We start from the raw sequence: 24,711 nt of genomic DNA on the forward strand, positions 1-24,711 counted from the left end.
CTCAAAAACGCTCTTCGCTCGCAGCGCCCTCGACACCGCGGAAGCCGCGGCACAACAAATACTGCTCCCTGGACCTGTCCCGGGAAGAGTCAGGCTTGCGCGTCTGCACCTTGTCGAACAACTTGCGAATGTTCTTGTGGTACTCGTCAAAACCTTCGCCCTGGAAGACCTTCACAAGGAAATCTCCACCTGGACGCAAAACCCGACCTGCCAAATCCAGCGCCAATTCACAAAGGAACATCGCGCGCGGCATATCAACGGCCGGTAATCCACTCATATTGGGGGCCATGTCGGAAATCACAAGGTCTACCTGTGAATTTCCTACCGCCTCAAGGATCTGCGCAAGTACGGCGTCTTCGGTGAAGTCACCGTGAACAAAGGTCACATCCGGGATGCTGTCCATTTCCAGGATATCGGACGCGATCAGACGCCCCTGCCCACCAATCAGACGACTGGTCACCTGGGACCAACCACCTGGGGCGGCCCCCAGGTCAATAACGCTCATGCCCGGACGGATCAACTTGTCCTTGTCCTGGATCTCCAGCAGTTTGTAACTGGCCCGTGAACGGTAGCCGTCCTTCTGCGCCTTTTTGACGTAAGGATCGTTGAAATGCTCTTGCAGCCACTTAAGGCTAGTTTTGGAACGGGCCACGGGCCACCTCGAAAATAAAACGGGTCGTGATTAACTGGGCGGTCCCGGACTCGCTCGGGTAAACTGGCCGCCGCTTTTTACAAGATCAGACGCAGGGGTCAGATTATGCCGCTCACTCAAGAGCAGAAGAAACAGTACAAATCCATTGGCCACCATCTGAAACCAGTTCTGATTGTGGCAGACAACGGTTTGACTGAAGGTGTGTTAGCCGAACTTGAACGCGCATTAGGCGATCACGAGCTGATCAAGATCAAGGTCAATATCCTTGATCGCGAAGCACGCCTGGCCGCCATTGCAGAACTGTGCAAGGTGGGCAAAGCGGACCTGGTTCAGGTCATCGGCAAGATGGCGCTGCTGTATCGCAAGAATTTCAGCGCCAACAAGCAACTGTCGAACGTTCATCGCTTCAAATGATTCAAGGGTCACGGGCGTGCTTCGCGCGCCCTGCCGCTCCACCCCGGCGCAGGCTGTACCACCAGCACCAAGCCAGAAAACCCTAGCACAAGATAGCTGAACAGCTGCCAGCGCAACGCTTCCGGCAGCAATATGCACACCACGCAATACATTGCGCACGCATACAGCGCCATCAACAGCAGTTGCCCGCGCATATCCCGCCACAAACTCCCCAAGCCCTCGGCCTTGATCAGCACAAGTGCCTGGAGCGTCACGCACGCGGCCGCAAAACCTACCAGCAACGCACTCAATAATCCGCCGATCTCATCGATCAGCAACGGCGCCAGGCCAATCATGCCCAGCACCGGCAATACACCCAGGTGCAACAGCCACAGGCCGCCGACCCAGAGCATCTGGGTCAACTGCCAAAGCATGGCGCCCGCTCGAAGCGGGCGCCGCCGTTCAGATGTGACGAACTTCGACAATCTCGTACTCGATCACGCCACCAGGCGTCTTGACGGCCACCACATCACCCTCTTCCTTGGCGACCAAGGCACGGGCCAGGGGCGAGCCGACGGAGATCTTGCCGAGTTTGAAGTCAGCTTCATCCTCACCCACGATGTGGTAAGTCACGCGCTCATCCGTCTCGACGTTGGCGATTTCCACAGTGGTACCGAAAATCACTTTGCCGGTGTACGGAATGCTTGTGACATCAATGATGACCTGATTCTGAATCCGCCCTTCAATATCACGGATCCGCGCCTCGACCATACCCTGCTGCTCGCGGGCAGCGTGGTATTCGGCGTTTTCCTTCAAGTCACCCAGCTCGCGGGCCGTACCGATGTCCTGGCTCAGCTTTGGACGTACGACCTTGGTCAGATGGGCGTGCTCCTCTTCCAGGGCCTTGGCGCCCTGGACAGTCATAGGGTATTTGATCATGCCTTCAATCCTGCGTGTAGATCCTGCAAGCGACGCACGGTCTTTTCAGGACCGAACTTGAGCGCTTCACAGATAGCTTCGCCAGCAGCAATGGTGGTGGTGCAGTAGATCTTGTGCTGCAAGGCGTTTCGACGAATGGAGTAGGAGTCCGCGATCGACTGGCGACCTTCGGTGGTGTTGATGATCAGGGTGACTTCGTCATTCTTGATCATGTCGACCACGTGCGGACGACCTTCCGTTACCTTGTTCACGCGACGCACTTTCAGGCCAGCCGCCTCAATCAGCTTGGCAGTCCCGGCAGTCGCGACGACTTCGAAGCCCAAGTTGATCAGATCACGGGCCACGCCTGCAACCAGTGGCTTGTCATCGTCACGCACGCTGATAAACGCAGTACCGCCGGTCGGCAGCACTTCGCTGGCGCCCATCTGGGCCTTGGCGAATGCTTCGCCGAAGGTATCGCCCACGCCCATCACTTCACCGGTGGACTTCATCTCTGGGCCCAGGATCGGGTCCACACCAGGGAATTTGGCGAAAGGGAACACCGCTTCTTTCACACTGTAGAAGTTCGGAATGATTTCCTTGGTGAAGCCGATTTCCTTCAAGGTTTTACCGGCCATCACACGGGCGGCAATCATCGCCAGGGACACGCCGATGCACTTGGAAACAAACGGCACGGTACGCGAAGCACGCGGGTTGACTTCGATGACGTAGATGTCTTCGCCTTGCAGCGCCAACTGTACGTTCATCAGGCCGACCACACCCAGTTCCAGGGCCATTTTCTTGACCTGCTCGCGCATCTCGTCCTGGATGTGCAGCGGCAGCGAGTACGGCGGCAGGGAGCACGCGGAGTCACCGGAGTGAACGCCTGCCTGCTCGATGTGCTGCATGATCGCGCCAATCACCACATCGGTACCGTCGCAGACCGCATCCACATCCATCTCGATGGCGCAGTTGAGGAAGTGGTCCAGCAGCACCGGGCTATCATTGGACACTTTCACCGCGTCACGCAGGTAGCGCTTGAGTTCTTCTTCTTCGTAGACGATTTCCATCGCCCGGCCGCCCAGCACGTAGGACGGACGCACCACCAACGGGTAGCCGATCTTGCTGGCTGCACGGATGGCCTCGTCTTCGCTGCGCACGGTCGCGTTTGGCGGCTGGCGCAGGTTCAGGCGCTCGACCATCTGCTGGAAGCGCTCACGGTCTTCGGCACGGTCGATGGCGTCAGGGCTGGTACCGATGATCGGCACGCCGGCCGCTTCCAGGGCACGCGCCAGTTTCAGTGGAGTTTGCCCGCCGTACTGAACGATCACGCCTTTGGGCTTCTCGACGCGACAGATTTCCAGCACGTCTTCCAGGGTTACCGGCTCGAAGTACAGGCGATCGGAGGTGTCGTAGTCAGTGGAAACGGTTTCCGGGTTGCAGTTGACCATGATGGTCTCGTACCCGTCTTCGCGCAGGGCGAGGGCGGCGTGGACGCAGCAGTAGTCGAACTCGATGCCCTGGCCGATACGGTTTGGACCGCCGCCCAGGATGATGATCTTGTCGCGGCCCGACGGCGCGGCTTCGCACTCTTCCTCGTAGGTGGAGTACAGGTACGCGGTGTCGGTGGCGAACTCTGCGGCGCACGTGTCAACGCGCTTGTAGACCGGGAAGATATCCAGCTTGTGACGATGGGTGCGCAGGTTCTTCTCGGTCACGCCCAGCAGCTTGGCCAGACGCTGGTCAGAGAAGCCTTTGCGCTTGAGGCGGAACATCAGGTCGCGGTCGATAGAGGACAGACCCAGGGTCTTGACCTTCTCTTCTTCCTTGATCAGATCTTCGATCTGCACCAGGAACCACGGGTCAATCATGTTCATGCCGAAGATGTCTTCGACGGTCATGCCAGCGCGGAAAGCATCAGCCACGTACCAGATACGCTCGGCGCCCGGCACGGTCAGCTCGCGCTTGAGCACGCTCATGCTTTCCGGGTTGCTCAGGTCGAGCTTCTCGTCCAGACCGCAAACGCCCACTTCCAGGCCACGCAGGGCTTTCTGCAGCGACTCCTGGAAGGTCCGGCCGATGGCCATGACTTCACCGACCGACTTCATCTGAGTGGTCAGGCGGGCGTCGGCTTTCGGAAATTTCTCGAAAGCGAAGCGTGGCAGCTTAGTGACGACATAGTCGATCGACGGCTCGAAGGACGCCGGCGTAGCACCACCAGTGATCTCGTTTTGCAGCTCGTCCAAGGTGTAACCGATCGCCAGCTTGGCCGCGATGCGCGCAATCGGAAAGCCGGTAGCTTTTGATGCCAGCGCCGAAGAACGCGATACACGCGGGTTCATCTCGATCACGACCATACGGCCGGTGTTCGGGCAGATACCGAACTGAACGTTGGAACCGCCGGTTTCAACGCCGATCTCACGCAGTACCGCCAACGAGGCGTTACGCATGATCTGGTATTCCTTGTCCGTCAGGGTCTGTGCCGGAGCAACGGTGATCGAGTCACCGGTGTGCACACCCATTGGGTCGAAGTTTTCGATCGAGCAGACGATGATGCAGTTGTCCTTTTTGTCGCGGACAACTTCCATCTCGTACTCTTTCCAGCCGATCAGGGATTCGTCGATCAGCAACTCTTTGGTCGGCGACAGGTCCAGACCGCGTGCGCAGATTTCTTCGAATTCTTCACGGTTGTAAGCGATACCGCCGCCAGTGCCGCCCATCGTGAAGGACGGACGGATAATGCACGGGAAACCCAGCTTTTCGAGAACCGCGTTGGCCTCTTCCATGCTGTGGGCGATGCCCGAGCGCGGGCAATCAAGACCGATGGACTTCATGGCCTTGTCGAAACGCGAGCGGTCTTCAGCCTTGTCGATGGTGTCGGCATTAGCGCCAATCATCTCTACGCCGAACTTTTCCAGGACGCCTTCGCGCTCCAGGTCCAGGGCGCAGTTCAGTGCAGTCTGGCCGCCCATGGTCGGCAGCAGTGCATCTGGACGCTCTTTCTCGATGATCTTGGCAACGGTCTGCCACTTGATCGGTTCGATGTAAGTGGCGTCGGCCATGTCCGGGTCGGTCATGATGGTGGCCGGGTTGGAGTTCACCAGGATGACGCGGTAACCCTCTTCGCGCAGGGCCTTGCAGGCCTGGGCGCCGGAGTAGTCGAATTCGCAGGCCTGGCCGATAACGATCGGGCCAGCGCCGAGAATCAGGATGCTTTTTATGTCTGTACGTTTAGGCATGGGTTTGTCACTCAAATCCGCAGGTCAGTCGGCAAGCCGTCTTGAACAATCCTTGAAGAGCCTGAGGGGGCCACCGGTTTCCCGGGCCGCCCTCAGGCCGCTCATTTAGCGTCGCTTGGCCATCTCATTGATGAAACGGTCGAACAGCGGCGCTACGTCGTTCGGGCCCGGGCTCGCTTCAGGGTGGCCCTGGAAGCTGAACGCGCTCTTGTCGGTGCGCTCGATACCCTGCAGGGAACCGTCGAACAGCGACTTGTGAATGGCGCGCACATTGGCCGGCAAGGTGGCTTCATCCACCGCAAAGCCGTGGTTCTGGCTGGTGATCATCACTACGCCAGTGTCCAGGTCTTGTACCGGGTGGTTGGCACCATGATGGCCATGGCCCATTTTCAGGGTCTTGGCGCCGGAGGCCAGGGCCAGCAGTTGGTGACCCAGGCAGATACCGAATACCGGGATCTCGGTGTCCAGCACTTCCTTGATGGCCTTGATGGCGTAGTCGCATGGCTCCGGGTCACCCGGGCCGTTGGACAGGAACACACCATCCGGTTGCAGGGCCAGTACGTCGGCGGCCGGGGTTTGCGCCGGCACCACGGTCACGCGGCAACCGCGCTCGACCAGCATGCGCAGGATGTTGTACTTCACGCCGTAGTCGTAAGCGACCACGTGGTAAGGCAACTCGCTAGCCTCGATGGTTGCGTGGCTGTCAGTCTTCAAGTCCCAGACAGTGGAGCGCCACTCGTACTGTTCTTTGGCGCTGACGACTTTCGCCAGATCCATGCCTTTCAGGCCAGGGAAGCCTTGCGCTGCAGCAATCGCTGCGGCTTCGGAAACATCGTCACCGACCATGATGCAGCCATTCTGCGAGCCTTTTTCACGCAGGATGCGTGTCAGGCGGCGCGTATCGATACCGGCGATCGCCACAACGTTGTTGGCTTTCAGGTAATCGGACAGCGACATCGTGTTACGCCAGTTGCTCGCAACCAGTGGCAGGTCACGAATCACCAGACCAGCCGACCAGACACGATCAGACTCGACATCTTCCGGCGTAGTACCGGTGTTGCCGATGTGCGGATAGGTCAGGGTAACGATCTGTTGGGCGTAGGAAGGATCGGTAAGGATTTCCTGATAGCCGGTCATGGCGGTGTTGAACACCACCTCTCCAACGGTCTGACCGTCGGCTCCAATGGCTTCGCCGCGAAAAATGCTGCCATCAGCAAGGGCGAGTATGGCTGGCTTAGTCAAGAAGACCTCCCGTAAATAAAGCCTGAAAGGGCGATCGCAGGTTGTAAAAAAGCGGAGTGACGTATGGACACGTCACCCCGCTTCTTCACTGAATTATTCTGCGCGCTTTTAGTGGACACACTAAAGCTGTAGCTTACAGAAAAAGGCTTTTTTGGTCCACCGCTAAAGAGCCTAAAAGGCAGGAGAATGCGACAGGACGTCGCTTAGCGGGTAAAAACGGGGCCCTAGAGTAATACCCGGGGCCCGTTTTTGCTACTGATTAACGCAGATCCAGCACGTCTTGCATGTCGTAGAGGCCCGCTTCGCGACCCTCCAGCCACAATGCCGCACGCACTGCGCCCTTGGCGAAGGTCATACGACTGGAGGCCTTATGGGTAATCTCCAGGCGCTCGCCTTCGGCAGCAAACAGCACCGTGTGGTCACCCACCACGTCACCGCCGCGCACCGTAGCAAAGCCAATGGTCTCGCGCTCACGCGCGCCGGTATGACCTTCGCGACCATACACCGCGACTTTCGACAAATCGCGCCCCAAGGCATCGGCAATCACCTCACCCATGCGCATGGCGGTGCCCGATGGCGCATCCACCTTGTGCCGGTGATGGGCCTCGATGATCTCGATATCCGCATCATCACCCAGCACCCGTGCGGCCATGTCGAGCAACTTCAGCGACAAGTTGACGCCCACACTGAAGTTGGCGGCAAACACGATAGGGATGTCCTTGCCCGCCGCAACCAGCAACTGCTTCTGCTCGGCATTCAGGCCAGTGGTACCGATAACCATGGCCTTACCAGCCTTACGGCAGAAGGCCAGGTTTTTCAGCATCACTTCGGGCAGGGTGAAGTCGATCAGCACATCGAACTCATCAACCACCTGCTCCAGGCTACCGGACAACGACACTCCGATCCGCCCCAGCGAAGCCAGCTCACCAGCATCGGCGCCAATCAGCGTACTGCCCGGGCGCACGATCGCCGCAGTCAGCCCCGACAGAGGCGAGCGCTGCTGCACCGCCTCCACCAGGTTCTTGCCCATGCGCCCGGCGGCGCCCATCACTGCTATACGTCGCATATCCACGTCCTTACAGGTCGCCGAAGAAGCGCTTCACGCCTTCGAACCAGCCAGCGGTCTTCGGCGAATGGGAGCCATCACCGTCCAGCGAGCTGCGCAATTCTTCGAGCAACTCACGCTGACGACGATCTAGGTTGACCGGGGTCTCAACGGCCACACGGCACATCAAGTCGCCCGCCCCACCGCCACGCACTGGCGCAACGCCCTTGCCACGGATCCGGAACTGCTTGCCGGTCTGCGTCCCCTCAGGGATCTTCAGCTTGACCCGGCCATCGAGGGTCGGAATCTCCAGCTCGCCACCCAGGGCGGCATCGACAAAGCTGATCGGCACTTCACAGAACAGGTGCTTGCCGTCGCGCTGGAAGATCGAGTGCTCGCGCACATTGATCACCACGTACAGATCGCCCGTAGGGCCACCCTGCGCACCCGCCTCGCCTTCGCCCGACAAACGAATACGGTCGCCAGTATCGACACCCGCCGGCACTTTCACCGACAGCGTCTTGTACTCTTCAACACGCCCTTCGCCGTGGCAAGAGTCGCACGGATCGGAAATGATCTTGCCCTGGCCATGGCAACGCGGGCAGGTTTGCTGCACAGAGAAGAAGCCCTGCTGCATGCGCACCTGGCCAATACCACCACAAGTCGGGCAGGTAATCGGCGAAGAGCCCTTCTTGGCACCTGAACCGTCGCACGGCTTGCAATTGACCAGCGTCGGCACGCGGATATTGACGCTGGTGCCGCGCACGGCTTCTTCCAGATTCAGCTCCAGGGTGTAGCGCAAGTCGCTGCCGCGCTGGGCACCGCCACGCTGACCGCCGCGACCGCCACCGAAGAAGTCGCTGAACACGTCACCGAAGATATCCGAGAAGTTCTGCCCGCCAAAACCGGCACCGCCGCCACCCATGCTCGGATCGACACCCGCGTGGCCGTACTGGTCGTAGGCTGCGCGCTTGTTCGGATCACACAGGCATTCGTAGGCCTCGTTGGCCTCCTTGAACAATTCTTCGGATTCTTTGTTATCCGGATTACGGTCCGGGTGATGCTTCATCGCCAGGCGACGGTAAGCCTTCTTCAGGTCCGCCTCGCTGGAGCCGCGCTCCACACCCAACACTTCGTAATAGTCACGCTTTGCCATAAGTCTTTGCACTCTTAAGGACGTCCGGCAAAACCCTCCTGAGCCTGCCAAACTCGTTGAGCCCCAATACAGGCCCGGACCCAACTCACGTCAAATTCAACGATCCTGGTCTTTACTGCTCTCAGCCGAGACCCAGCTAAAAACGCGGTGATTGTTGATCGCAAAGCAGGAGCATTCCCGATCACACCGCCAACATCCGAACCTTGTCGCATGCTGTAAAAATTCGCGTACCCCAGACACGCCAACGCGGGAGCAAGCTCCCGCGCGGCGACATCCTACCAGTCACCGCTTGATAGCGGTCAACCGGGCGACCAAGTTACTTCTTCTGGTCTTCTTTTACTTCTTCGAACTCGGCATCGACAACATCATCGTGCTTGGCTTCAGGCTCTGCCTGTTGCGCGGCACCGTCAGCTGGCTGGCCTTGCTCGGCGTACATCTTCTGAGCCACTGGCGCGGAGACTTTCGACAGTTCCTCAACCTTGGCTTCGATAGTGGCCTTGTCATCGCCTTTAACGGCGGCTTCCAGGGCAACCACTGCAGCTTCGATTGCAGTCTTCTCTTCAGCAGTCACTTTGTCGCCAGCATCAGCGATCATTTTGCGCGTCGAGTGAACCAGTGCATCACCCTGGTTGCGGGCAGCGGCCAGCTCTTCGAACTTGCGATCTTCCTCGGCGTTCTTTTCAGCGTCGTTGATCATCTGCTGAATTTCTTCCTCGGACAGGCCGGAGTTGGCCTTGATCACGATCGACTGAGTCTTGCCAGTGGCCTTGTCCTTGGCGCCTACGTGCAGAATGCCGTTGGCGTCGATGTCGAAGGTCACTTCAATCTGTGGCACGCCACGTGGAGCTGGTGGAATCTCGGCCAGGTCGAACTTGCCCAGGGACTTGTTCTGCGCAGCCTGCTTACGTTCACCTTGCAGCACGTGAATAGTCACCGCGCCCTGGTTGTCATCGGCAGTCGAGAACACTTGCGATTTCTTGGTAGGAATCGTGGTGTTCTTCTCGATCAGCGCAGTCATCACGCCGCCCATGGTTTCGATACCCAGGGTCAGCGGGCTGACGTCCAGCAGCAGCACGTCTTTCACGTCGCCGGCCAATACCGCACCCTGGATGGCAGCACCCATGGCAACTGCTTCGTCCGGGTTGACGTCTTTACGCGCTTCTTTACCGAAGAACTCAGTAACCTTCTGCTGCACCAGCGGCATACGGGTCTGACCACCGACCAGAATCACGTCGTTGATCGAGCCAACATCGATACCCGAGTCTTTCAGGGCGATGCGGCAAGGTTCGATGGTGCGCTGAACCAGGTCTTCAACCAGCGATTCGAGCTTGGCGCGCGAAATCTTCACGTTCAAGTGCTTAGGACCGGTGGCGTCTGCAGTGATATACGGCAGGTTCACGTCGGTCGAATTGCTCGAAGACAGTTCGATTTTGGCTTTTTCAGCGGCTTCTTTCAGGCGCTGCATCGCCAGCGGGTCACCCTTGAGGTTCATGCCGCTTTCTTTCTTGAATTCGTCGACGAGGTAGTCGATCAGACGAATGTCAAAGTCTTCACCGCCCAGGAACGTGTCACCGTTGGTCGCCAACACTTCGAACTGGTGCTCGCCATCGACTTCAGCGATTTCGATCACGGAAACGTCGAAAGTACCGCCACCCAGGTCATAAACGATCACGGTGTGGTCGCCCTTGGCCTTGTCCATGCCATAGGCCAGAGCAGCCGCGGTTGGTTCGTTGATGATACGTTTTACGTCCAGGCCCGCAATACGGCCGGCGTCTTTGGTCGCCTGGCGCTGGCTGTCGTTGAAGTAGGCCGGAACGGTGATCACCGCTTCGGTCACTGCTTCACCGAGGTAGTCTTCGGCAGTCTTCTTCATCTTTTTCAAGATTTCAGCCGAGATTTGTGGCGGCGACATTTTCTGGCCGTTCACTTCAACCCAGGCGTCACCGTTGTCGGCCTTGGCGATTTTGTACGGCACCATCTTGATGTCTTTCTGTACGACTTCTTCGTCGAACTTACGACCGATCAAACGCTTCACCGCGTACAGGGTGTTATGCGGATTGGTCACAGCCTGACGCTTGGCGGACTGGCCTACCAGGATTTCGCCGTCGTTGGCGTAAGCCACGATGGAAGGGGTAGTACGTGCGCCTTCGGCGTTCTCAATAACCTTGGATACGCCGTTTTCCAGCACGGAGACGCAGGAGTTGGTGGTCCCCAGGTCGATACCGATAATTTTGCCCATGATTCACTCTCCCGAAACTTTGGATTTGGTTGCCGCAGCAGTGGTGGCTAACTGCGGTAGCACTTAAACGCTTGACTTATAAATGGGGTCGTTACGAACGATTTCAAGCCTGCTCGTCAATCGATGGCGAAACCGGTGCGGGAGCCTTGCTCACCACCACCATCGCCGGGCGCAACAGGCGGCCATTGAGCTGGTAGCCCTTCTGGAACACCTTCAACACGCTATTGGGCTCAAGGTCAGCATTTTCCTGCATGGCCATGGCCTGGTGATGCTCCGCATTGAACGGCTCGCCGCCTTGTGGATCGATGGCTTCCATCTGATAACGCTTCAGGGTGTCCTGGAACATCTTCAGGGTCAGCTCGATCCCTTCGCGCATGCCACGGATGTTTTCGTCGTCCGGGCTAGACAGCTCCAGGCCGCGCTCCAGGCTGTCGATGATCGGCAACAGATCACCGGCGAACTTCTCCAGCGCGAACTTGTGGGCTTTTTCTACATCCTGCTCGGCGCGGCGGCGGACGTTCTGCAGATCGGCAGCAACACGCAAAGCCTGATCCTGAGCGCCTGCCAGTTGCTCTTCGAGCACTTGCACGCGAGCCGCCAGGTCTTCACCCGCTGCCTGCGAGGCCTGGTTGGCGTCTGGGTTTTGCGTATCCAGCGTCTGTTCGTCAGCCATAATTTTCTCCTTTCAGAATCCTGCGCGAACTCAACTCGCGCTTCTGTTCCGGTATATGGGGCCACAATTTCCAGGTTCAAGGGCCGACACGCCCCGACTCACACTTTCCCGCACATTCCACATCGCACTAAAAAATCCCGCCATCCAAGCAAATCGAGCTAAACCTCAGGATTGTCAGCGCCAAACAAAACACTGTATAAATAACCAGACCTAAAGCCTGGGAGCAGCCACTATGCTGGTTCACCTGTCCGTACATAACTACGCCATCGTCGAGCACCTGGATCTTGAACTGGATCGCGGGATGAGCGTAATCACAGGCGAAACCGGCGCCGGCAAATCGATCATGCTCGATGCCCTGGGCCTGACCCTTGGCGATCGCGCCGACAGCGGCGTGGTTCGCCCCGGCGCAGACAAGGCCGATATCCTGGCGACTTTTGACCTGGCGGATATTCCGGAAGCCAGCGCCTGGCTTGCCGAGCGCGACCTTGATAACGACGGCCCGTGCATCCTGCGCCGCGTAATCACCGCCGAAGGCCGCTCACGGGGCTATATCAATGGCACGCCCTGCCCCCTTGGCGACCTGAAAGCCCTGGGCGAATTGCTGATCGATATCCACAGCCAGCACGAACATCAATCCCTGCTCAAAACCGATACCCATCGCCGGCTCCTGGATGAGTACGCCGGTGCCACCGACCTGGCGCGCCAGGTGCAGTTGGCCGCACAACGTTGGCGCCAGACCCGCCAGGAGCTGGAGCGTCTGTCCAACTCCGGCGACGAGCAGCGGGCCCGCCACCAACTCCTAAGCTATCAATTGGAAGAACTGGAAAGCCTGGGCCTGGGCGAAACAGAACTGGAACAACTGGAGCAGGAGCACAAGAACCTGACCAATGCCGAAACCTTGCTGGGCATTTGTCGCCAGGTTGTCGAGCAATGCAGCGAAAGCGATTCCGGCAATGTGCTGAACGCCCTGACGGCAAGCCTTAACCGCCTGTCGAGTGTGAACAGTGGCTCTGGCTCGCTGAATGAAGCCACTACCCTGCTGACCAGTGCGCAGATCCAGGTAGAAGAGGCGGTTGGCGAGCTGAACCGCTTCCTTGACCACTTCGATGCCGATCCAGCACGCCTGCAAGAGATCGAAGAGCGCCTCGACACTATTTATACCCTGGCGCGCAAACATCGGATCCAGCCAACCGAAGTGGCGGCCATGCAGCAAAAACTGCTGGACGAGATCGAAACCCTGAATGCCAAAGATGAATCCATCGAGCGCCTGGGCGATGAACTGGCCTCTTTCGCCCGCCACTATCAGGAAAAAGCCCGGGAACTAAGCGACCTGCGCCAGCAAGCGGCTACCGGACTGGCCTGCGCCGTGGAACAGGAAATCCAGCGACTGGGCATGCCCGGCGGGCGCTTCACCATCGAATTGCATGCCAATAGTGGCAACGAGCTGCAGCCCAACGGCCTGGAACAGGTCGAGTTGCTGGTGAGCGCCAACCCAGGCCAACCTCTCAAGGCCCTGGCGAAGGTGGCGTCTGGTGGCGAACTGTCACGAATCAGCCTGGCGATCCAGGTCATTACCGCCCAGACCTCCCGCGTTCCTACACTGGTATTCGACGAAGTGGACGTGGGGATCGGTGGACCGACGGCAGAAATCGTCGGCCAGTTGTTGCGTCGCCTCGGCGAACGCGGTCAGGTATTGACCGTTACCCACTTGCCCCAAGTAGCAGCCCAGGGCCATCAGCACCTGTTTGTGCATAAGGTCAGGGGCAGCGATGCGACACATACTGCTGTGTCCAAGCTAAACAAGACCGAACGGGTCGAAGAAGTCGCGCGCATGCTCGGCGGCATCGATCTGACCAAGGAGTCCCTGGCCCATGCGAAGAAAATGGTGGTGACAGCGAAGGCCTGAGCCCTATTTCACCCTGGGTTTCCCCCCGATAGAAAACACGAAGGCGACCCTAGGGTCGCCTTCGATCGTTTCGCAGAGTGAATCTGCGTAGCTTTCTTACTTTTTTTTACGTATGTACAGAACCAGATTGTGGTCAACCAAATCGAATCCGTGCTCCTCAGCAATCTTGTGCTGCAGCGCCTCGATCTCGGGGCTGGTGAACTCGATAACCTCATTGGTATCCAGGTCAACCATGTGGTCGTGATGACCACCGTCAGCCAGTTCAAATACTGCATGACCGCCGTCGAAATTATGACGAACCACCAGCCCTGCGGCTTCGAACTGGGTCAGTACACGGTAAACCGTGGCCAGGCCGACGTCCTCGTTAGACTCCATCAGCGCCTTGTAGACATCCTCGGCACTCATGTGGCGTTGCTCGGCGGAATCGAGCATTTGTAGAATCTTGACTCGTGGCAGAGTCACTTTAAGACCGGCTTTGCGTAGTTCGCTATTTTCAACCATGGTTAGCTTTCTCGCGGATGCTGCTTCGCAGCTTCTCTTAATACGGGTATGATCGGCGTTTACGTTGTCCCAGCCAAGATAGTGGAAGTCGCCCACCGATGCAAAACACCAAGCTCTTGCTAACCAGTTTCACCCTTGTGGGACTGCTCGCACTCGCCGGTTGTTCATTCCCCGGGGTTTACAAAATCGACATCCAGCAGGGCAATGTCGTCACGCAGGACATGATAGACCAGTTACGCCCGGGAATGACCCGACGGCAAGTACGGTTTATCATGGGCAATCCCCTGCTGACCGACACATTCCATGCCGATCGCTGGGATTATCTCTATAGCCTGCAACCTGGAGGCGGGGAGCGCCAACAGGAGCGCGTCAGTGTCATCTTTAATGGCAACGATCAGCTCGTCAGCCTTTCCGGTGACTTCATGCCCGGCGTAAGCCGTGATGAAGCCCTGTTGGGCAAGGACAGCGGGACCAGCGTCACTGCTCCAACGCAGAATGCTGAACAGCCCAAGTCCGAAGTACCGGCCAAGCCAGGCTCCTTGCTTGACCAGATTCAGAAAGATATCGACGGTGTGCAAACCGTTCCGGTGCCAACTCCAGAACCTCTGGACGCCAGCCCGCAATAATTTGCATCGTTCAACAAAAAGCCCGGCATGCCGGGCTTTTTGTTGCCTGCTGTTTCACAGACTATGGATTCAACCGCCGAGCTTCGGCTGCTTTTGCCGCTCGCAAGCGCCTCACTTCCTTCGGATCGGCGAGCAAGGGCCGATAGATCTCGATGCGATCACCAGCCTGCACGCTACGGGTTTCAGCGTCCGCCACAACTTTGCCAAAAACCCCCAATGGGCAACTGTCGATATCCAGCTCGGGAAACTGTGTCGCAATACCTGACGCCAGCACCGCCGCCCGCAGGCTCGTCCCCGGCGCAACCGCCAGGCTCAACAACAATTGGCGATCCACTGCGGCGCAGACCACCTCAATCTCAATCAATCGCTCAGCCATGCAGTTGCTTGGCCCGCTGGCAAAACGCATCCACCAAGGTATTCGCCGCCTGGTTGAACAGCGGCCCCAGGGTCGCCCGCACAATGGAGCCTGCGTAATCAAACGTCAGGTCCAGGCTGATCTTGCACGCCTTCTCCCCCAATGGCTTGAATACCCAGACCCCGTGCAACTGGGTGAATGGCCCTTCTTCCAGATTCATCTCGATGGACCGCCCAGGAACCAGCACATTACGGGTGACAAACTTCTGGCCAAGCCCGCCCTTGGACACCTCGAGACTCGCGCGCATATGCTCGTCGCTGCTCTCCAATACCGTGGATGAGGAGCACCAGGGCAGGAAATCCGGGTAGTTCGCCACGTCGTTGACCAGGTCATAAAGCGCTTGCGCCGGGTAAGGCAGCAGGGCCGAGCGTTGAATATGCGTCGTCATGGGAGCGTTATTTCCGAAGCTGAGCGGCAAACATCGCGAAAAGACTGCACGATTCGCGAGAGAAAAAAACCAGAAAACTGGCGGTATTGTCCGGGATTCGTCCAACACGCTCAAGCACGCAGGTTGACCGTAGCCGACACGCTCGCAACTGCCTATAATGCCGCCCCTATGGCTAAACAAAAGAAACACCCAACAGGGACCATCGCGCAAAACAAAAAGGCGCGACACGATTACTTCATCGAACATCGGTTCGAGGCTGGTCTGGTCCTGGCCGGCTGGGAAGTAAAAAGTCTGCGCGCCAGCAAGCTGCAACTGGTCGACAGTTACGTGCTGCTCAAAGATGGCGAAGCCTGGCTGCTCGGCAGTCATATCACGCCGTTGATGACCGCCAGCACCCACGTGATTGCCGATCCGGTACGCACGCGCAAACTGCTGCTCAATGCACGCGAACTGGAAAAGCTCGCCGCCGCGGTACAACAGAAAGGCTACGCTTGCGTCTGCCTGTCGTGGTACTGGAGCAAGCATCTGGTCAAGTGCGAAATCGCGCTGGGCAAGGGCAAGAAGGAATACGACAAGCGTGATACCGAGCGCGAGCGCGACTCCAATCGGGAATTGCAGCGCGCCGTACGCAACAAGGGCAAGGAAGACTGACCTTCCCCGCCCCTTGATGCGCGCCCATGTGGCCAGGGAGCCCGCTCCCTGCGCCGCACTATTGGCTACATCCCCTTACGCCGCTCCGCCCGCGCCATGCGCTGCACTTCCTGACGCACCTCCTCCAACACCTCCTGCACATATAGCAGGTGCCGTGTTGAAACTTCCCGCGCCTGCTCGGCCCGCCCTTCGATAATCGCCAGGTACAAGTCCCGATGCTGATTGATCAGCATGTCGCGGGTTTCGCTGCGCTGCTGGTACATGCCACCGATATTGGTCACCACGTTACGCTTGAGCAGATCAAACAAGCCGCGGATGGTGTGCAGCAAGACCGCATTGTGGCTGGCTTCGGCGATAGCCAAGTGAAACCTGGCATCGGCCGCGCCTTCTTCGATACGGCTCACCTCATCATCACGCGTATAACAATCCTGCAAGGCATCAAAAGCCGCAGTCAGACGCTCGCGGTCCACTTCCGTGGCGCGCAGCGCGGCGTAATAAGCACACGATGCTTCTAGCGTCTGGCGAAATTCCAACAGATCACGCTGGGCTTCGGGGTTGTTTTCCAGCAGATGCAACAAGGGGTCGCTGAAGGTAGAACCCAGCGTCTCCACCACATAATTACCGCCGCCCTGGCGACTGACCAGCAACCCCTTGGCCGCCAGCTTCTGGATCGCCTCGCGCAACGACGGGCGCGACACACCGAACTGTTCAGCCAGTGCGCGCTCGGCCGGCAATCGCTCGCCCGACTTCAACGTGCCCTCAAGGATCATCCCCTCAAGCTGCTCGACGATATCGTCGGACAAACGGCGCTGACGCACCTGATCAAACGCCATAACTGACTCTCCACGATCCCGGCCACTCGCCGGGCCCTCTATTCTGGCCTATTGCCGCGCTGTCGGCACCTATCAGAACCCCTTTGATTACACCGATCAGACCCCACGCCGCCGACATGCGACCAAAGTTTCTCAGGCGGCAAATTGACACATCACCCCGAAGGCTCTTAACCTAGCCATCAGCGATTGTAAATTGGTCTTACCAATTATCCAAATCAGCTAAACATGCATGACCAACAACAATTAGGGGCCACCCCATATGCAAACCTGGCAACAGCTCTACAGCCCACTCGGCAGCCTTGGCCTATCCGCACTGGCCGCCGTTATTCCTATCGTATTTTTCTTCCTGGCCCTGGCGGTGTTTCGCCTTAAAGGCCATGTTGCCGGGAGCATCACCCTGGCGCTGTCGATCCTGGTAGCGATCTTCGCCTTCCAGATGCCAGTCGATATGGCACTCGCTGCCGCCGGCTACGGCTTTGCCTACGGCCTGTGGCCAATCGCCTGGATCATCGTCGCCGCGGTATTCCTCTACAAACTGACGGTCAAGAGCGGCCAGTTCGAAGTGATCCGCAGCTCGGTGCTGTCGATTACCGATGACCAACGCCTGCAAGTGCTGCTGATCGGCTTCTGCTTCGGCGCATTCCTCGAAGGCGCCGCCGGTTTCGGTGCCCCGGTAGCGATTACTGCCGCGTTGCTCGTAGGACTTGGCTTCAACCCACTGTACGCCGCCGGCCTGTGCCTAATTGCCAACACCGCTCCAGTAGCGTTCGGCGCCCTGGGGATCCCGATCATCGTCGCGGGCCAAGTCACCGGTATCGACGCCTTCAAGATCGGCGCCATGACCGGCCGCCAACTGCCGCTGCTGTCGCTGTTCGTGCCGTTCTGGCTGGTGTTCATGATGGACGGCTTGCGCGGCGTCAAGGAAACCTGGCCTGCCGCACTGGTGGCCGGCTTGAGCTTTGCCATCACCCAGTACTTCACCTCCAACTTTATCGGCCCGGAACTGCCTGACATCACCTCGGCCCTGGCCAGCCTGATTTCCCTGACCTTGTTCCTGAAAGTCTGGCAGCCCAAGCGCACTGCGGGTGCCCAGATTGCCGGCGCCACGTCCAGCGTTTCGGTCACCGGCAGCGTCGGCGGTTTCGGCCAGCCACGTACTTCCGTGGCTTCGCCTTACAGCCTGATGGAAATTTTCAAGGCCTGGTCGCCGTTCCTGATCCTGACCGTACTGGTCACCATCTGGACCCTCAAGCCGTTCAAGGCGATGTTCGCCGCTGGCGGTTCGATGTACAGCTGGGTGTTCAACTTTGCGATTCCGCACCTGGACCAGATGGTGATCAAGGTTGCGCCGATTGTCACCAACCCCACTGCCATTCCAGCGGTGTTCAAACTGGACCCGATTTCCGCGACCGGTACAGCGATTTTCTTCTCTGCGCTGATCTCCATGCTGGTGCTGAAGATCAACTTCAAAACTGGTCTGACCACTTTGAAAGAGACCTTCTACGAGCTGCGCTGGCCAATCCTGTCCATCGGCATGGTGCTGGCGTTCGCGTTCGTCACCAACTATTCCGGCATGTCTTCGACCATGGCGCTGGTACTGGCCGGCACCGGCGCAGCATTCCCGTTCTTCTCGCCGTTCCTCGGTTGGCTGGGCGTGTTCCTCACCGGTTCCGATACCTCGTCCAATGCCCTGTTCAGCTCCCTGCAAGCCACTACCGCACACCAGATCGGTGTCAGCGACACCCTGCTGGTGGCGGCGAACACCAGTGGCGGCGTGACTGGCAAGATGATCTCCCCGCAATCGATCGCCGTGGCCTGCGCCGCGACCGGCCTGGTGGGTAAAGAATCCGACCTGTTCCGCTTTACCCTCAAGCACAGCCTGTTTTTTGCCACGATTGTCGGCCTGATCACCTACGCCCAGGCGTACTGGTTCACCGGCATGCTGGTGCATTAAGACCACAGGCAATACCGTTAGAACCGACGCCGCAGCCTTGCGGCGTCAGCTATTCACAACCCAGTCTGCTGGACCGTGGCGCCTAGGCTCCCCAGACTGGGCGCTGCTGATCCTGGAGGACCCATGAGTCTGCCCATCGCGTTCCTTGATGCTGTCGCACGACTGATCCCGAAAGATCGGCGCTTCGACGATCCTCTTTCCACCCTGGCTTTCGGCACCGACGCCAGTTTTTACCGACTGATCCCACAACTGGTGATCCGAGTCGAATCGGAAGATGAAGTCGTCGAACTGCTGCAACTGGCGCAACGCGACCGCGTGCCAGTGACCTTTCGTGCGGCTGGCACCAGCCTTTCCGGCCAGGCGATCAGCGATTCGGTGCTGATCGTGCTCGGCGATAACTGGAACGGGCGCGAGATTCGTGGCCAAGGTACGCAAATCCGCCTGCAACCCGGGGTGATCGGAGCCCAGGCCAACGCGTGGCTTGCGCCGTTCGGGCGCAAGATCGGCCCGGATCCGGCGTCGATCAATGCCTGCAAGATCGGCGGGATTGTCGCCAACAATGCCAGCGGCATGTGCTGCGGCACCGCCCAGAACACCTACCACACCCTGGCCGGGATTCGCCTGGTGCTGGCCGACGGCAGCCGCCTCGACACCGAGGATGCCGCCAGCGTCGCCGCTTTCCGCGAGCAACACGGCCCGTTACTGGAACGCCTGGCTACCCTGGGCCGCGAGACGCGGGCCAATGCTGAACTGGCGGCAAGAATCCGCCATAAATACCGTCTGAAAAACACCACCGGCCTGTCACTCAACGCCTTGGTGGATTTCGACGAACCACTGGATATCCTCAGCCATCTGCTGGTGGGTTCCGAGGGCACCCTGGGCTTTATCAGCGCAGTGACCTACGACACGGTGATCGACCACCCGAACAAGGCTTCGGCCCTGATCGTATTTCCCGATGTAGAAACCTGCTGCAACGCCGTAACGGTGCTGAAAACCCAGCCGGTGTCAGCGGTCGAGTTGCTGGACCGGCGCAGCATGCGCTCGGTGCAAGACAAACCCGGCATGCCCGCTTTCGTACAGCAGCTATCGGAAGGTGCCTGCGCGCTATTGATCGAATCCCGCGCCGCTTCATCGTCGCTGCTGCAGGAGCAACTGGCGCTGATCATGGCGTCGCTGGCCGACTTCCCGGTCGAGAAACAAGTCGACTTCACCGAAGACCCGGTGGAAAACGCTCGCCTGTGGGCCATCCGCAAAGACACCTTCCCTGCCGTCGGCGCCGTACGCAAAACCGGCACCACGGTGATCATCGAAGACGTGACCTTCCCGGTGGAGCAACTGGCTATCGGCGTGAACCGCTTGATCGAGTTGTTCGACAAACATCACTACGACGAGGCCATCCTTTTCGGACACGCGCTGGAAGGCAATCTGCACTTTGTCTTCACCCAAGGCTTCAACAGCGCGGAAGAAGTCACACGCTACCAAGCGTTCATGGATGACGTAGCGCAACTGGTGGCCGTGGAGTTCGGCGGATCGCTGAAAGCCGAGCACGGCACCGGTCGGAACATGGCGCCCTTCGTCGAGTTGGAGTGGGGCAGCGATGCCTATCAGTTGATGTGGCAACTCAAGCGCCTGCTCGACCCCAACGGCATTCTCAACCCGGACGTGGTGCTGAGCGAAGATCCGCAAATCCACCTGAAAAACCTCAAGCCCCTGCCGGCCGCCGACGAGATTGTGGATAAGTGCATCGAGTGCGGTTTCTGCGAGCCAGTATGCCCATCCAAAGGCCTGACCCTCAGCCCACGCCAGCGCATCGTGATCTGGCGCGATATCCAGGCACGTAAACGCGCGGGTATCGATACCACCGAGCTGGAAGCGGCGTATCACTACCAAGGTATCGACACCTGCGCCGCCACCGGGTTGTGCGCCCAGCGTTGCCCGGTAGGCATCAATACCGGTGACCTGGTGAAAAAGCTGCGTAGCCGCGAAGCTGACAGTACGAAAACCGCCGAGTGGCTGGCCAGCCATTTCTCCACCGCATTGCAAGGTGCGCGCTTTACCCTGCATGTGGCCAACGGCGCGCGCATGCTGCTCGGCGCGCCACGCCTGGCGAAACTCTCGGCCTCCGTAACCAAGCTGTCCAAGGGCCAGATCCCGCAGTGGACCCGCGCCATGCCACAGCCGGAAAAAGCCATCCGCTTCAGCCCCGCGGTCAACGACGAGCGACCACGTGTGGTCTACCTCGCGGCCTGTGTATCGCGAGCAATGGGCCCGGCGGCCGGGGACAAAGAGCAAATGTCGCTGTACGACAAAACCCGGGGCCTGCTGGAAAAAGCCGGTTACCAGGTAGTCATCCCGGACAACCCAGACAGCCTGTGCTGCGGCCAGCCCTTTGCTTCCAAAGGCTACGCCGAACAGGCCGAGCACAAACGCCAGGAACTGATCGGCGCCCTGCTCCACGCCAGCCGTGGCGGCCTCGACCCGATCTATTGCGATACCAGCCCCTGCACCTTGCGCCTGGTCCAGGACCTGGGGCAAACGCGTCTGGACCTCTATGACCCAGTTCGATTTATCCGCACCCACCTGATGGACCGCTTGGACTTCACACCCCAGGATGCCCCCATTGCCGTGCATGTCACCTGCAGCACCCAGCACCTGGGCGAAAGCCAGGCCCTGATCGACCTCGCCCGGCGCTGCAGCAACAACGTAGTCATCCCCGAAGGCATCCACTGCTGCGGCTTCGCCGGCGACAAAGGCTTCACCACCCCGGAACTCAACGCCCACTCCCTGCGTTCGCTCAAGGACGCCGTGCAGTACTGCAGCGAGGGCATCTCCACCAGCCGCACCTGCGAGATCGGTCTGACCCAGCATGGTGGGATCGATTACCACGGCTTGGTCTACCTGGTCGATCGGGTGACCCAGGCCCGCGCAATAAAAACGAACCCCTGCACACTGGCGTAGTCACTTGATTAAGCCCCGGGCAACCGGGGCTGACCAATAACCTCGCCAGCTGCCGCACGTACCGCGCAGCATCGAGACCTCTTTGCACAAGGAGATACCCATGAAGCGCTCCGTACTGGCTGGTGTATTCGTCACCGCTGCGATGCTGGCCTCCCCCGTGTTTGCCACAGACAATGAAGCAAATCTGTGCCAGATCAATCTGGATAAAATCAACAACAGCAAAGCGCTGCTAGCCACTGACACCAGCGGCAAAAGCGGCGAGATCGACACCGCCATCTCCCAAGCCAAAGCCGCCCACGCGGCCGACGATGAAAAGAAGTGTATCGAGATCACGTCCAAGGCCCTGCAAGACCTGCAGAACCTGGAAAAGGGCGGCAACCCATAACCCGCCAACCGCTCAAGGCCAACCTTTCGGGTTGGCCTTCTGTGACCGTTTGACGTACACTGCGCAGGCTTGTTGCTCACGATCACATCGATCAACAAGCACGGGGCCGTTTAGGATTCGACGCCGGTTGCGAACCTTTAGGTGCATGCCGAGTTGGTAACAGAACTCGTAAATCCACTGTTGCAACTTTCTATAGTTGCCAATGACGAAACCTACGGGGAATACGCTCTCGCTGCGTAAGCAGCCTTAGCCCTTCCCTCCTGGTACCTTCGGGTCCAGCAATCATCAGGGGATGTCTGTAAACCCAAAGTGATTGTCATATAGAACAGAATCGCCGTGCAGTACGTTGTGGACGAAGCGGCTAAAAATTACACAACTCGCCCAAAGCACCCTGCCCGTCGGGTCGCTGAGGGTTAACTTAATAGACACGGCTACGCATGTAGTACCGACAGCAGAGTACTGGCGGACGGGGGTTCAAATCCCCCCGGCTCCACCATTTCATCATCTAAAGACGTCCACGGACGTCTTTTTTTGTGCCTGAAATCCAGTGAATACAGGGGTTTCAGCGCTTATGGGGGCTTTGTAGGGTTTCTGAGTTCCAGGCGCTTTGGTATCCCAGGTGGTATCCCGGACTACCAAATGCTATTTTCAGGATACCAAAACGGTGCTGGAGGTAGCCCCCATGCCTACTAACGCAACCCGCCTCTCCGATCGCCAGCTCAAGGCGGTCAAGGCAACTGGTAAAGACTTCGTCCTCAGTGACGGCGATGGCTTGCAACTTCGAGTACGCGCCAGCGGCTCGATGATGTGGAATTTCAATTACCGCGAGCCGTTGACCAGAAGCCGTATCAACATGACGCTTGGTCCATACCCCGACCTCTCGCTAGCCAACGCCCGGAAGAAAGCCGCAGAGGCGCGTGAGTTGCTCGCTTTGGGCACTGATCCCAAAACCCAGCGTGATGAGGTAAGGCAAGCCAAACTTGCTGAGACTGAACACACTTTCGAGAAGGTGGCCACTGCCTGGTTCGAGCTGAAGAAAGACTCCGTAACCAAAGCATACGCAGAAGACATTTGGAGATCGCTGACGCTTCATGTTTTCCCAAGCATGAAAACAACGCCGATCTCTCAAATCACTGCTCCGATGGTTATCAAGATCCTTCGCCCAATCGAGGCCAAAGGGAGCCTCGAAACCGTGAAACGATTGAGCCAACGACTCAACGAGATCATGACCTATGGGGTCAACTCCGGGCTGATATTTGCGAACCCCCTCAATGGAATTCGGGCGGTGTTCAAGAAACCCAAGAAAGAGAACATGGCTGCGCTACCACCTGAGGAGCTTCCCGAGCTCATGATGGAAATCGCGAATGCCAGCATCAAACGCACGACCCGCTGCTTGATCGAATGGCAGTTGCATACGATGACCCGCCCTGCCGAAGCAGCCACCACACGATGGGCAGATATCGACTTCGAAAAGCGCATTTGGACCATTCCGCCAGAGCGCATGAAAAAGCGTCGCCCGCACACAATCCCCCTTACCGAGCAGGCACTTTCGTTACTGGAGACGCTCAAGCAACTCAGTGGTAACAGAGAGTACGTGTTCCCCTCAGATAGAAATCCCCGCACCCATGCCAATAGCCAGACCGCCAACATGGCGTTGAAGCGCATGGGCTTTCAGGACCGTCTGGTCAGCCACGGCTTGCGCTCGATGGCGAGTACCATCCTGAATGAGCATGGCTGGGATCCGGAACTGATCGAGGTCGCACTGGCGCATGTCGACAAGGACGAAGTTCGTAGCGCCTACAACAGGGCGGATTACATCGAACGCAGGCGTCCGATGATGGCCTGGTGGAGTGAGCATATCCAGAAGGCAGCCACCGGCAACCTGTCGGCATCGGCCATCAATCAAACCAGAGATCGCAACGTCGTACCGATTCGCTGAACATCCAAAAGGTACGCGCCACCGGCTACGATCCGTGTCGTGAAAGGAGTGACGACAGTTGCCAGATCTCTGGTATGCCTGCGCTTTTTCAGCCAAGCCCCTGAGTATGGGAAGGCTCCGCATTCCCATACTCAGGGGCTCACGCTTAAAGGTCTATCAGGCAACCACGACTTTTGCCTTTCTACGGCGGATCAACCCCGCTGTTAACTCGTAGTAGTAGATGGTAGCTGGAGCTGAGCATCGCAAATAGTGCTCCCGAAACCATCTCACGTGCTTTTCTCTCCAGGACCAGGGAGTCGCGCAACCCCAGCGTTCACGAATCACCTCGTGCATCCTTTCTGCTTGCCGGATGTGCCGCTGCTGCGTGGCATGTGCACCTTTGAGCACCGGACTCAGAAACAACGCCATGTCGAACTCGGCCGTCATCGCCGGCCTCCGATGTAGGCACTCACCACATCGATGCGGTTATGTCCTGTTGCCGCTGACCGAAAACTGACCCAGTAGAGGCTGTTCTGCCGACTGAAAACTGACCCAGGTGTTCAACTGCTTCTGCTCACTTTTTGAGCAGGAGAACACAGGGTGATCAGCATGGAAATGT

Annotated in this window: 22 protein-coding genes and 1 other RNA gene; 9 read left to right on the forward strand and 14 right to left on the reverse strand. The window is 58.5% G+C overall.

Features of this window, described 5'->3' with window-relative positions; genetic code table 11:
- Position 1: 1 nt before the first annotated feature.
- On the reverse strand, positions 2 to 652 hold the full coding sequence (gene rlmE, locus FIV38_RS20525) for a 23S rRNA (uridine(2552)-2'-O)-methyltransferase RlmE (RefSeq protein ID WP_029298990.1): 651 nt from the start codon (positions 650 to 652) through the stop codon (positions 2 to 4).
- Positions 653 to 757: 105 nt separating this feature from the next.
- Here rlmE and FIV38_RS20530 point away from each other — a divergent pair, with 105 nt between their 5' ends.
- Positions 758 to 1,066, forward strand: a complete 309-nt coding sequence (locus tag FIV38_RS20530) for a YhbY family RNA-binding protein (protein ID WP_029298992.1) — start codon at positions 758 to 760, stop codon at positions 1,064 to 1,066.
- A gap of 8 nt (positions 1,067 to 1,074) precedes the next feature.
- On the opposite strand, the gene FIV38_RS20535 is transcribed toward FIV38_RS20530, so the two are convergent.
- The 8 genes from FIV38_RS20535 to grpE all read right to left on the reverse strand — a co-directional run bounded on the left by FIV38_RS20535 (position 1,075) and on the right by grpE (position 11,557).
- Positions 1,075 to 1,479 (reverse strand): MFS transporter, encoded by a 405-nt coding sequence (locus FIV38_RS20535; protein WP_092233358.1) that lies wholly within the window; start codon positions 1,477 to 1,479, stop codon positions 1,075 to 1,077.
- 28 nt (positions 1,480 to 1,507) lie between these two features.
- On the reverse strand, positions 1,508 to 1,984 hold the full coding sequence (gene greA / locus FIV38_RS20540; protein WP_092233355.1) for a transcription elongation factor GreA: 477 nt from the start codon (positions 1,982 to 1,984) through the stop codon (positions 1,508 to 1,510).
- Positions 1,981 to 5,202, reverse strand: coding sequence for a carbamoyl-phosphate synthase large subunit (gene carB, locus FIV38_RS20545; protein WP_029298996.1), 3,222 nt, complete (start codon positions 5,200 to 5,202; stop codon positions 1,981 to 1,983). Before carB ends, greA begins: the two co-directional genes overlap by 4 nt.
- A 105-nt stretch (positions 5,203 to 5,307) precedes the next feature.
- Positions 5,308 to 6,444, reverse strand: a complete 1,137-nt coding sequence (gene carA, locus FIV38_RS20550) for a glutamine-hydrolyzing carbamoyl-phosphate synthase small subunit (protein WP_092233352.1) — start codon at positions 6,442 to 6,444, stop codon at positions 5,308 to 5,310.
- 259 nt (positions 6,445 to 6,703) lie between these two features.
- Entirely contained in the window at positions 6,704 to 7,510 is an 807-nt protein-coding gene (gene dapB, locus FIV38_RS20555) for a 4-hydroxy-tetrahydrodipicolinate reductase (RefSeq protein ID WP_029298999.1), read from the reverse strand.
- Positions 7,511 to 7,520: 10 nt separating this feature from the next.
- Positions 7,521 to 8,645 (reverse strand): molecular chaperone DnaJ, encoded by a 1,125-nt coding sequence (gene dnaJ, locus FIV38_RS20560; protein WP_029299001.1) that lies wholly within the window; start codon positions 8,643 to 8,645, stop codon positions 7,521 to 7,523.
- A gap of 316 nt (positions 8,646 to 8,961) precedes the next feature.
- Positions 8,962 to 10,884, reverse strand: a complete 1,923-nt coding sequence (dnaK, locus tag FIV38_RS20565) for a molecular chaperone DnaK (RefSeq protein WP_029299003.1) — start codon at positions 10,882 to 10,884, stop codon at positions 8,962 to 8,964.
- Between the two features lie 103 nt (positions 10,885 to 10,987).
- On the reverse strand, positions 10,988 to 11,557 hold the full coding sequence (gene grpE / locus FIV38_RS20570) for a nucleotide exchange factor GrpE (RefSeq protein WP_029299004.1): 570 nt from the start codon (positions 11,555 to 11,557) through the stop codon (positions 10,988 to 10,990).
- A 232-nt stretch (positions 11,558 to 11,789) separates the two neighbouring features.
- Between grpE and recN the strand changes: the two genes are divergently transcribed.
- The gene (recN, locus tag FIV38_RS20575) at positions 11,790 to 13,463 is read left to right on the forward strand and encodes a DNA repair protein RecN (protein WP_092233349.1); all 1,674 of its coding nucleotides are present in this window, start codon (positions 11,790 to 11,792) and stop codon (positions 13,461 to 13,463) included.
- 96 nt (positions 13,464 to 13,559) lie between these two features.
- Here recN and fur read toward each other — a convergent pair whose 3' ends face one another.
- Positions 13,560 to 13,964 carry a ferric iron uptake transcriptional regulator gene (gene fur, locus FIV38_RS20580; RefSeq protein ID WP_003194220.1) on the reverse strand — a complete coding sequence of 135 codons (405 nt, stop codon included), beginning with the start codon at positions 13,962 to 13,964 and terminating at the stop codon, positions 13,560 to 13,562.
- 98 nt (positions 13,965 to 14,062) lie between these two features.
- Here fur and FIV38_RS20585 point away from each other — a divergent pair, with 98 nt between their 5' ends.
- Positions 14,063 to 14,590: an outer membrane protein assembly factor BamE gene (locus FIV38_RS20585; RefSeq protein ID WP_092233346.1), complete on the forward strand. Its 528-nt coding sequence runs from the start codon at positions 14,063 to 14,065 to the stop codon at positions 14,588 to 14,590.
- A gap of 61 nt (positions 14,591 to 14,651) precedes the next feature.
- On the opposite strand, the gene FIV38_RS20590 is transcribed toward FIV38_RS20585, so the two are convergent.
- Positions 14,652 to 14,966 carry an RnfH family protein gene (locus FIV38_RS20590; RefSeq protein WP_092233343.1) on the reverse strand — a complete coding sequence of 105 codons (315 nt, stop codon included), beginning with the start codon at positions 14,964 to 14,966 and terminating at the stop codon, positions 14,652 to 14,654.
- Positions 14,959 to 15,393 carry a type II toxin-antitoxin system RatA family toxin gene (locus FIV38_RS20595; RefSeq protein WP_092233340.1) on the reverse strand — a complete coding sequence of 145 codons (435 nt, stop codon included), beginning with the start codon at positions 15,391 to 15,393 and terminating at the stop codon, positions 14,959 to 14,961. The genes FIV38_RS20590 and FIV38_RS20595 overlap by 8 nt, the downstream gene beginning before the upstream one ends.
- A 168-nt stretch (positions 15,394 to 15,561) precedes the next feature.
- On the opposite strand from FIV38_RS20595, the gene smpB reads away from it, so the two are divergent.
- Positions 15,562 to 16,044, forward strand: a complete 483-nt coding sequence (smpB, locus tag FIV38_RS20600; protein ID WP_029299012.1) for an SsrA-binding protein SmpB — start codon at positions 15,562 to 15,564, stop codon at positions 16,042 to 16,044.
- A gap of 65 nt (positions 16,045 to 16,109) precedes the next feature.
- Here the strand turns inward: smpB and FIV38_RS20605 are convergent, their stop codons facing one another.
- Positions 16,110 to 16,877 (reverse strand): FCD domain-containing protein, encoded by a 768-nt coding sequence (locus FIV38_RS20605; protein ID WP_070994380.1) that lies wholly within the window; start codon positions 16,875 to 16,877, stop codon positions 16,110 to 16,112.
- 259 nt (positions 16,878 to 17,136) lie between these two features.
- Here FIV38_RS20605 and FIV38_RS20610 point away from each other — a divergent pair, with 259 nt between their 5' ends.
- The 5 genes from FIV38_RS20610 to FIV38_RS20630 all read left to right on the forward strand — a co-directional run bounded on the left by FIV38_RS20610 (position 17,137) and on the right by FIV38_RS20630 (position 24,113).
- Complete coding sequence (locus FIV38_RS20610; protein WP_092233337.1) at positions 17,137 to 18,831, forward strand: lactate permease LctP family transporter; 1,695 nt, start codon at positions 17,137 to 17,139, stop codon at positions 18,829 to 18,831.
- Positions 18,832 to 18,954: 123 nt separating this feature from the next.
- Positions 18,955 to 21,789: an FAD-binding and (Fe-S)-binding domain-containing protein gene (locus FIV38_RS20615; protein ID WP_092233334.1), complete on the forward strand. Its 2,835-nt coding sequence runs from the start codon at positions 18,955 to 18,957 to the stop codon at positions 21,787 to 21,789.
- Positions 21,790 to 21,889: 100 nt separating this feature from the next.
- Positions 21,890 to 22,174, forward strand: coding sequence for a hypothetical protein (locus FIV38_RS20620; RefSeq protein ID WP_092233331.1), 285 nt, complete (start codon positions 21,890 to 21,892; stop codon positions 22,172 to 22,174).
- Between the two features lie 102 nt (positions 22,175 to 22,276).
- Positions 22,277 to 22,670: a transfer-messenger RNA gene (gene ssrA, locus FIV38_RS20625) on the forward strand.
- Between the two features lie 186 nt (positions 22,671 to 22,856).
- Positions 22,857 to 24,113, forward strand: a complete 1,257-nt coding sequence (locus FIV38_RS20630) for an integrase domain-containing protein (protein WP_092233328.1) — start codon at positions 22,857 to 22,859, stop codon at positions 24,111 to 24,113.
- A 156-nt stretch (positions 24,114 to 24,269) separates the two neighbouring features.
- On the opposite strand, the gene FIV38_RS30490 is transcribed toward FIV38_RS20630, so the two are convergent.
- The gene (locus FIV38_RS30490) at positions 24,270 to 24,539 is read right to left on the reverse strand and encodes a hypothetical protein (protein ID WP_092233325.1); all 270 of its coding nucleotides are present in this window, start codon (positions 24,537 to 24,539) and stop codon (positions 24,270 to 24,272) included.
- Positions 24,540 to 24,711: the final 172 nt, after the last annotated feature.

Source organism: Pseudomonas proteolytica (genome assembly GCF_007858275.1).
In the GTDB taxonomy this organism is placed as follows: Bacteria; Pseudomonadota; Gammaproteobacteria; order Pseudomonadales; family Pseudomonadaceae; genus Aquipseudomonas; species Aquipseudomonas proteolytica.